This is a genomic window from Streptomyces sp. NPDC048295 (assembly GCF_040652135.1).
Lineage (GTDB): Bacteria > Actinomycetota > Actinomycetes > Streptomycetales > Streptomycetaceae > Streptomyces.
Map to the genome: position 1 here is coordinate 1 of NZ_JBEZLL010000064.1, position 7,708 is coordinate 7,708.

Sequence of the window (7,708 nt, forward strand, 5' to 3'; positions counted from 1 at the left end):
CAGAACGCGGCGACGGTCGCGGTGATGTCGTCGCGGAGCTGGTTGTGCTCCTCGACCTTGTCGCCGTCGTACTCCCAGTCGTCGTCGTCCTTGTTGTCGTTCACGAACGTCGTCGCGTCCGTCTTGAGCTGCGCGAGCTTGGTGACGAGCGGGCGGATCTCGCTCGCGTAGTCCGACAACGACGTCGCGACCTTCTCCAGATCGTCCGCGAAACCGTCCGCCCGGTCCTGCACCGGCTTCGTCGACGCGAACAGCTGCTCCGCCTCGGGAGCCTTGTAGTACGCGGACAGGGCCTGGAAATGGGTATGGACGGACGAACCGGTCTCCCGGATGTTCCCCGCGTCCTTCGTCAGGCCCGCGTGGTCCTTCTCCAACTGGCCCAGATCACCGGTGTACTGCGGAATCGCCTCGGGCTTGATCACCGCGACTGCACCCCGGCCTTCTCCGCCTTCAGTACGTCCTGGACACCTTGTGCCTTCCGGCCCCACCCAGTCACCACGACACCCCCGTGAAACAGCCGGCCGCACCGGCCGGACAAACCTTGGTCAGGAAGAGAACAACCGAAGAACTCAGCCGATGTTGTCGACCGCGGCCTTCGCGCGCGTGATCGTGTGCTGCGCCGTGCCGTCGTTCTGTTCCAGCGTCGTCTTCAGCAACTGGATGATGTTCCTGACCTCCTGCGAGGCACGGTTCCACCGCAGTTCCTTGCCGTGGTACTCGTCCGCCACCCCGTCGGCCGCGAAGTCCGCCATCGCCGCCTTCACCTGGCCGTCCCGCGCGGCGATCACTTCCTCCAGCCGCGCGATCACCACCTGGATGTTGCCCTGCGCGTCCGAGGACGCACCCGTGTCGTAAGCCCGACGGTCACCGTCACCAGCCATCAATCAATCACTCCCCGTGAAAACCTGTCAGAAAAGAACGCAATGGAACGGAACGGGCCGGAACGGGCCCAGGCGGAACAGGCCGCGGTAAAGCGGACTGCTGCGGGGTGGGCCGGAGCGGAACGGACCGGAGTGGGGCAAAGCGGCGATGATCAGCGGCCACCGAAGCGAGCCGCGTCGAAATTCGCCGCGGACATCTGCTGCCGTGCGTTGTCGCCCTGCTCCTGGTCGCCCGAACCGAACGCCTGCTCCATCCCCGACTGACCACCGAGAAGAGCCGACAGCGAACCGTTCAGCGCCGCCGTGATCTCGTCCGACCGCCCCTTGAAGGAGTCGAACGCCACACGCCCCGCACCGTGGAACTTCCCCTCCAACGGCGCCGCCGCCTGCACCAACTGACGGATCAACGTGCCCAGATCATCACTCGACCCACGCGACTTCGACGACAGACTCGTCAGAACCTGCGCCCCCATGTCGAACTTCATGTCGGCCCCCTACCGCGTGAAGACATGTTTCGCCATGCCTATCAACTCCGTGTGGCCAGTGCAATCAAAAGAGGGATCGCGGGCCCAGGTGTGAGGAATCAGACGAATCCCGCAGGGAGGTGAATCACCGTCAGCTGTCGAAGAGGCGCGGAGCGGATTCTCCGGATCATCTTTACTGTGTCTGCGACATCACCTGCGACGGACACCGGGCCGGCCCGGTGTCCGTCGCGTCGTGGGCGGACGACATCCCGGTCGGCCGAGTCGCTGCGGCAGGGTGTGCGCGTCGCGGAGAGCCGGGGGCTGCGACTTGCCGCAGGCGTGCTGGAAGACGAGGAGCGGTGAGCGCGGCTACGGCCCGCCGGGCGCCGACGCAAGGTCCTCGTAGGCCTCCCTCGCGTCCAGCAGTTCCGGCAGATGCGCTGCCGCCCATGCGCAGCAGGCGGCCATCGGGGCGAGCAAGGTGTTCCCCAGGGCGCTCAGTTCGTACTCCACCCGTGGCGGGACACCGCCGTGGTCGGTGCGGGTGACGAGGCCGTCCCGCTCCATCGACCGGAGTGTCTCCGTCAGCACCTTCGGAGTGATGCCGCGCAGCGGGACCTCCAGTTCGCTGAAGCGCCGGGGGCCGGACTCCAGGCACCGGATGATCATCGGTGTCCACTTGCCGCCGATCCGGAACAGCGCGGGAGGGTGGTCGCAGCCGGTGAACATGTCGGGATCGAGAGGTTCGCTCACCCGGCGAGCGTACGTAACTATCGTTGCGGAAACCATGGGTTGCGGGTCTAGCGTCCGTCGCAACGGCCCGCGGAGTACGGGCCCGGCGAGGGGATTGCCATGAGCAGCAGGATCGTTGTCTTCGGGGCCGGCGGGCGGGCCGGGCGGCGTGCGGTCGCCGAGGCGGTGGCCCGTGGGCACCGGGTCACCGCGGTGGTCCGGGACACGGACAAGTACCGGGATCTGGCCGGTGACGGCGTGAGCCTGGTGGCCGGTGACATGACCCGGGCGGACAGTGTCGCGGAGGTCGCGGCGGGACACGACGCGGCGATCGGCGCGGCGGCCCGGGTCGACATGCCCGCGGCGGAGTTCTACGTGGGCGCGGCCCACGCGCTGCTGGACGGCCTGGCCAGGGCCGGGGTCGGGCGGCTGGTCCTTCTCGGCATCGGTTCCACACTGGAGACCGCTCCCGGGGTGGCGGTCCACGACGCCCCCGGCACCCCACAGGAGCACCGGGCCTTCTCGCTGGGCCACGCCGCGGCGCTCGACGTGCTGCGCGCCGCCGGGACGGACATCGACTGGCTCGTCGTCGCCCCGCCGCCCGTCTTCCTCGACGAAGACGCGCCCCGCACCGGCAGGTACCGGACGGGGGACCACCGGGTGCTGCCGGACACCGGCGGCGCGTCCGGCTTCTCCTACGCGGACCTGGCGGTGGCACTGATCGACGAGATCGAGAGCCCGAAGCACCACCGCTCACTGACCGCGGTCGCGGCCTGACCGCTCCCGGCAGGGGCTGTCGTACCGACCCGATACCGTCGGGGCATGTCCAACATGGCCGTCCTCGAAGGTGTGCTGGAGCGCATCACGTACGCCAACGAGGAGAACGGATACACGGTCGCGCGCGTCGACACCGGTCGCGGCGCGGGCGATCTGCTGACCGTGGTCGGTTCGCTGCTCGGTGCGCAGCCCGGTGAGTCGCTGCGGATGGAAGGGCGCTGGAGCTCGCACTCGCAGTATGGCAAGCAGTTCACCGTCGAGAACTACACGACGATCCTGCCCGCCACCATCCAGGGCATCCGCCGCTACCTCGGCTCCGGGCTGATCAAGGGCATCGGCCCGGTGATGGCCGACCGGATCACCACCCACTTCGGCGTCGACACCCTCGACATCATCGAGAACGAACCGAAGCGGCTCGTCGAGGTCCCCGGCCTCGGCCCCAAGCGCACGAAGATGATCGCGGCCGCCTGGGAGGAGCAGAAGGCGATCAAGGAGGTGATGGTCTTCCTCCAGGGCGTCGGCGTCTCCACCTCCATCGCCGTCCGCATCTACAAGAAGTACGAGGACGCCTCGATCTCCGTCGTGAAGAACCAGCCCTACCGGCTGGCCGCCGACGTCTGGGGCATCGGCTTCCTCACCGCCGACAAGATCGCCCAGGCGGTGGGCATTCCGCACGACAGCCCGGAGAGGGTCAAGGCCGGGCTCCAGTACGCGTTGTCGCAGTCCACCGACCAGGGGCACTGCTTCCTCCCCGAGGAGCGGCTGATCGCGGACGGCGTGAAGCTGCTCCAGGTCGACACCGGGCTGGTCATCGAGTGCCTCGCCGAACTGGCCGAGGACCCGGAGGGCGTCGTACGGGAGAAGGTGCCCTCGCCCGAGGGCGGTGAACTCGTCACCGCCATCTACCTGGTGCCCTTCCACCGCGCCGAGGTCGCCCTCGCCGCCCAGGTGCAGCGGCTGCTGCGGACGCCCGAGGAGCGGATGCCGGCCTTCGCGGACGTGGACTGGGACAAGGCGCTGGCCTGGCTCGCCACGCGTACGGGGGCTGATCTGGCGCCCGAGCAGGAGGCGGCGGTCCGGCTGGCGCTCAGCCGGAAGGTCGCGGTGCTGACCGGGGGGCCCGGCTGCGGGAAGTCGTTCACCGTCCGGTCGATCGTGGAGCTGGCGCGGGCCAAGAAGGCCAAGGTGGTGCTGGCCGCGCCGACCGGACGGGCGGCCAAGCGGCTCTCCGAGCTGACCGGGGCCGAGGCGTCCACCGTGCACCGGCTGCTCGAACTGAAGCCGGGCGGCGACGCCGCGTACGACCGGGACCGCCCGCTCGACGCCGATCTGGTCGTCGTCGACGAGGCGTCGATGCTGGATCTGCTGCTCGCCAACAAGCTGTTGAAGGCGGTGGCACCCGGTGCCCATCTGCTGCTCGTCGGGGACGTCGACCAGCTGCCGTCGGTCGGCGCGGGGGAGGTGCTGCGCGATCTGCTCGCCGACGGCAGCCCCGTTCCCGCGGTCCGGCTCACCACGATCTTCCGCCAGGCCCAGCAGTCCGGTGTCGTCACCAACGCCCACCGGATCAACTCCGGCGTCCCGCCCCTGACCCAGGGCCTCAAGGACTTCTTCCTCTTCGTGGCGGACGAGACGGAGGACGCCGGTGTGCTCGCGGTGGACGTCGCGGCCCGTCGCATTCCCGCCAAGTTCGGCCTCGACGCCCGGCGCGACGTACAGGTCCTCGCCCCCATGCACCGGGGCCCGGCCGGAGCGGGCACGCTCAACGGACTCCTTCAGCAGGCCATCACCCCGGGCCGGCCGGACCTCCCCGAGAAGCGGTTCGGCGGCCGGGTCTTCCGGGTCGGCGACAAGGTGACCCAGATCCGCAACAACTACGACAAGGGAGAGAACGGCGTCTTCAACGGCACGGTCGGCGTCGTCACCGCCCTCGACCCGGATGAACAGAAGCTGACGGTCCTCACCGACGAGGACGAGGAGATCTCCTACGACTTCGACGAGCTGGACGAGTTGTCCCACGCGTACGCCATGACGATCCACCGCTCCCAGGGCAGCGAGTACCCGGCCGTCGTCATCCCCGTCACCAAAAGCGCCTGGATGATGCTCCAGCGGAACCTGCTGTACACCGCCGTGACCAGGGCCAAGAAGCTCGTCGTGCTGGTCGGCTCACGGCAGGCGATCGGCCAGGCGGTCCGCACGGTTTCCGCAGGCAGGCGCTGTACGGCGCTGGATTACCGGCTGTCGGGGGGCTCGGGCGGAGGATCGGCGGAAAAAATGATCGATCAAATCGGTGGGAAACATCACGCAGCCCTTCCGGAACCGGAACCGAGGGGGCAGGATGAGTAGGCTCGCGGCACTCAGTGCCGCGAGTAGGTCCAATGGACGACCCCGAGTGCACTCTCCTGGGCCAAATGGGGGAGGGTGGAGACAGTCAGGGAACCTCGAAGAAGAGGCACTACGTCGGTGAGGGATGACGTGAGCGAGCACACCAACAACGCTGTAGTACTGCGGTACGGCGACGGCGAGTACACCTACCCGGTGATCGACAGCACCGTCGGCGACAAGGGCTTCGACATCGGGAAGCTCCGGGCCAATACCGGTCTCGTGACGCTGGACAGCGGATATGGCAACACCGCAGCCTATAAATCCGCCATCACCTACCTCGACGGTGAGCAGGGCATCCTGCGCTACCGCGGTTACCCCATCGAGCAGCTCGCCGAGCGCTCGACGTTCCTCGAGGTCGCGTACACGCTCATCAACGGCGAGCTTCCCAAGGTCGACGAGCTGTCGACCTTCAAGAACGAGATCACCCAGCACACGCTGCTGCACGAGGACGTCAAGCGCTTCTTCGACGGTTTCCCGCGCGACGCCCACCCGATGGCCATGCTGTCCTCGGTCGTCAGCGCGCTGTCCACGTTCTACCAGGACAGCCACAACCCGTTCGACGAGGAGCAGCGCCACCTCTCGACGATCCGGCTGCTCGCCAAGCTGCCGACGATCGCGGCGTACGCCTACAAGAAGTCGATCGGCCACCCCTTCGTCTACCCGCGCAACGACCTCGGGTACGTCGAGAACTTCCTGCGCATGACCTTCTCGGTCCCCGCCCAGGAGTACGACCTGGACCCGGTCGTCGTCGCCGCGCTCGACAAGCTGCTCATCCTGCACGCGGACCACGAGCAGAACTGTTCGACCTCCACCGTGCGTCTGGTCGGCTCCTCGCAGGCGAACATGTTCGCCTCGATCTCCGCCGGCATCTCGGCGCTGTGGGGCCCGCTGCACGGTGGCGCCAACCAGTCGGTGCTGGAGATGCTCGAAGGCATCCAGGCCAACGGCGGCGATGTCGACTCCTTCATCCGCAAGGTGAAGAACAAGGAGGACGGCGTCCGGCTGATGGGCTTCGGCCACCGCGTCTACAAGTCCTTCGACCCGCGCGCCAAGATCATCAAGGCCGCCGCCCACGACGTGCTGTCCGCGCTCGGCAAGTCCGACGAGCTGCTCGACATCGCGCTGAAGCTGGAGGAGCACGCGCTCTCCGACGAGTACTTCGTCTCGCGCAACCTCTACCCCAACGTGGACTTCTACACGGGTCTGATCTACCGGGCCATGGGCTTCCCGACCGAGATGTTCACCGTGCTCTTCGCGCTCGGCCGCCTCCCCGGCTGGATCGCCCAGTGGCACGAGATGATCAAGGAGCCGGGTTCCCGCATCGGCCGCCCGCGCCAGATCTACACCGGCGAGGTCCTGCGCGACTTCGTCCCGGTCGAGGCCCGCTGAGCCTCGTAGCAACCCCCGCAGTACCCCGGCCGCCGAGGCCGGTCGACTTCGCCCCGCGTACCGCGCTTTCGCACAGAGCGCGGTGTCCGGGGCGATTTTGCGTGCCCGGCGCCGTGCGCACCGCCGGGCGGCAGAGAGAAGCGCCCCGCCATCGATCCCCCCACGGGCCGACAGCGAGGCGCTTCCCATGTCCCGGAGCGGATTCCCCCCACGGGATCCGGCCGGGCGTCTGTGGGAGCCGGAGCTCCTGCGTTCCTCGACTAGCTGTGAACTGCGCTCTTCACTTGTCCTGCTGGTGCGATCTGCCGGGGTACGTACGCACGGGAGGGCCGCTCAAAGCTCCCCGGTGCACGTGCCCCGGCCAACGCTTGCCCGGAGCGTCCCCCAAGACCCTCCGACGGACGTCCCCCAAGACATCCTTGGCATCGCACTCTTAGACTCACGAACCCGCCGGATGGTTACCCTGAAATCCATGTGATCTGGATCTCTTTGTGGAAATTACGTGAAGGCGCGCAACCGCAGGCTGTTCGTCACGACGAAGACCGATGAGAACGCCATCGCCGCTCCCGCAATCATAGGGTTGAGCAGGCCAAATGCCGCAAGGGGCAGGGCGGCAACGTTATAGCCGAATGCCCAGAACAAGTTGCCCCTGATGGTGGCCAGGGTGCGCCGGGACAGCCGGATCGCGTCGGCGGCCACCTTGAGATCTCCACGAACCAGGGTGAGATCGCTCGCCTCGATCGCGGCGTCCGTGCCGGTCCCCATCGCCAGGCCGAGGTCTGCGGTGGCGAGGGCGGCGGCGTCGTTGACCCCGTCGCCGACCATGGCGACCGAGCGGCCCTCGGCCCGCAACCCCTCGATGACGTGCGCTTTCTCCTCGGGCAGGACCTCGGCGTGGACCTCGTCGATGCCCACGGCACGGGCCACGGCGTCGGCCACGGCGCGGTTGTCGCCGGTCAGCAGAACGGGACGGAGACCGAGGGCGCGCAGTCGCTCGATGGCCTCCGCGCTGGTGTCCTTCACCGCGTCGGCGACTTCGAGTACGGCTCGTGCCTGGCCGTCCCAGGCGACGGCGATGGC

Annotated in this window: 7 protein-coding genes and 1 pseudogene; 3 read left to right on the forward strand and 5 right to left on the reverse strand. The window is 68.1% G+C overall.

The features are described from left to right. The 4 genes and pseudogenes from AB0D53_RS41385 to AB0D53_RS41400 all read right to left on the reverse strand — a co-directional run. Nucleotides 1-422 (reverse strand): annotated as a pseudogene (locus AB0D53_RS41385) (protein phosphatase); the annotation flags it as partial. 147 nt (nucleotides 423-569) lie between these two features. Further along, the gene (locus AB0D53_RS41390; RefSeq protein WP_362454671.1) at nucleotides 570-881 is read right to left on the reverse strand and encodes a pore-forming ESAT-6 family protein; all 312 of its coding nucleotides are present in this window, start codon (nucleotides 879-881) and stop codon (nucleotides 570-572) included. Between the two features lie 152 nt (nucleotides 882-1,033). Then, nucleotides 1,034-1,366 (reverse strand): hypothetical protein, encoded by a 333-nt coding sequence (locus tag AB0D53_RS41395; RefSeq protein WP_329813670.1) that lies wholly within the window; start codon nucleotides 1,364-1,366, stop codon nucleotides 1,034-1,036. 348 nt (nucleotides 1,367-1,714) lie between these two features. Continuing rightward, a complete protein-coding gene (locus AB0D53_RS41400; RefSeq protein WP_362454680.1) occupies nucleotides 1,715-2,074 on the reverse strand; it encodes a helix-turn-helix domain-containing protein in 360 nt (119 codons plus the stop codon). 123 nt (nucleotides 2,075-2,197) lie between these two features. On the opposite strand from AB0D53_RS41400, the gene AB0D53_RS41405 reads away from it, so the two are divergent. From AB0D53_RS41405 to AB0D53_RS41415, 3 genes are all read left to right on the forward strand, one after another. Next, entirely contained in the window at nucleotides 2,198-2,854 is a 657-nt protein-coding gene (locus AB0D53_RS41405) for an NAD(P)H-binding protein (protein WP_362454673.1), read from the forward strand. 45 nt (nucleotides 2,855-2,899) lie between these two features. Beyond that, nucleotides 2,900-5,200: an ATP-dependent RecD-like DNA helicase gene (locus AB0D53_RS41410; protein ID WP_362454675.1), complete on the forward strand. Its 2,301-nt coding sequence runs from the start codon at nucleotides 2,900-2,902 to the stop codon at nucleotides 5,198-5,200. Nucleotides 5,201-5,329: 129 nt separating this feature from the next. Beyond that, entirely contained in the window at nucleotides 5,330-6,628 is a 1,299-nt protein-coding gene (locus AB0D53_RS41415; RefSeq protein WP_329813667.1) for a citrate synthase, read from the forward strand. A 498-nt stretch (nucleotides 6,629-7,126) separates the two neighbouring features. Here AB0D53_RS41415 and AB0D53_RS41420 read toward each other — a convergent pair. Then, nucleotides 7,127-7,708: HAD-IC family P-type ATPase (locus AB0D53_RS41420; protein WP_362454678.1), on the reverse strand; the 582-nt coding region annotated here is incomplete at its 5' end.

Coding starts and splice junctions, on each gene's coding strand:
- AB0D53_RS41390 (WP_362454671.1), bottom strand. CDS start 881: ATGGCTGGTGACGGTGACCGTCGGGCTTACGACACGGGTGCGTCCTCG.
- AB0D53_RS41395 (WP_329813670.1), bottom strand. CDS start 1,366: ATGAAGTTCGACATGGGGGCGCAGGTTCTGACGAGTCTGTCGTCGAAG.
- AB0D53_RS41400 (WP_362454680.1), bottom strand. CDS start 2,074: ATGTTCACCGGCTGCGACCACCCTCCCGCGCTGTTCCGGATCGGCGGC.
- AB0D53_RS41405 (WP_362454673.1), top strand. CDS start 2,198: ATGAGCAGCAGGATCGTTGTCTTCGGGGCCGGCGGGCGGGCCGGGCGG.
- AB0D53_RS41410 (WP_362454675.1), top strand. CDS start 2,900: ATGTCCAACATGGCCGTCCTCGAAGGTGTGCTGGAGCGCATCACGTAC.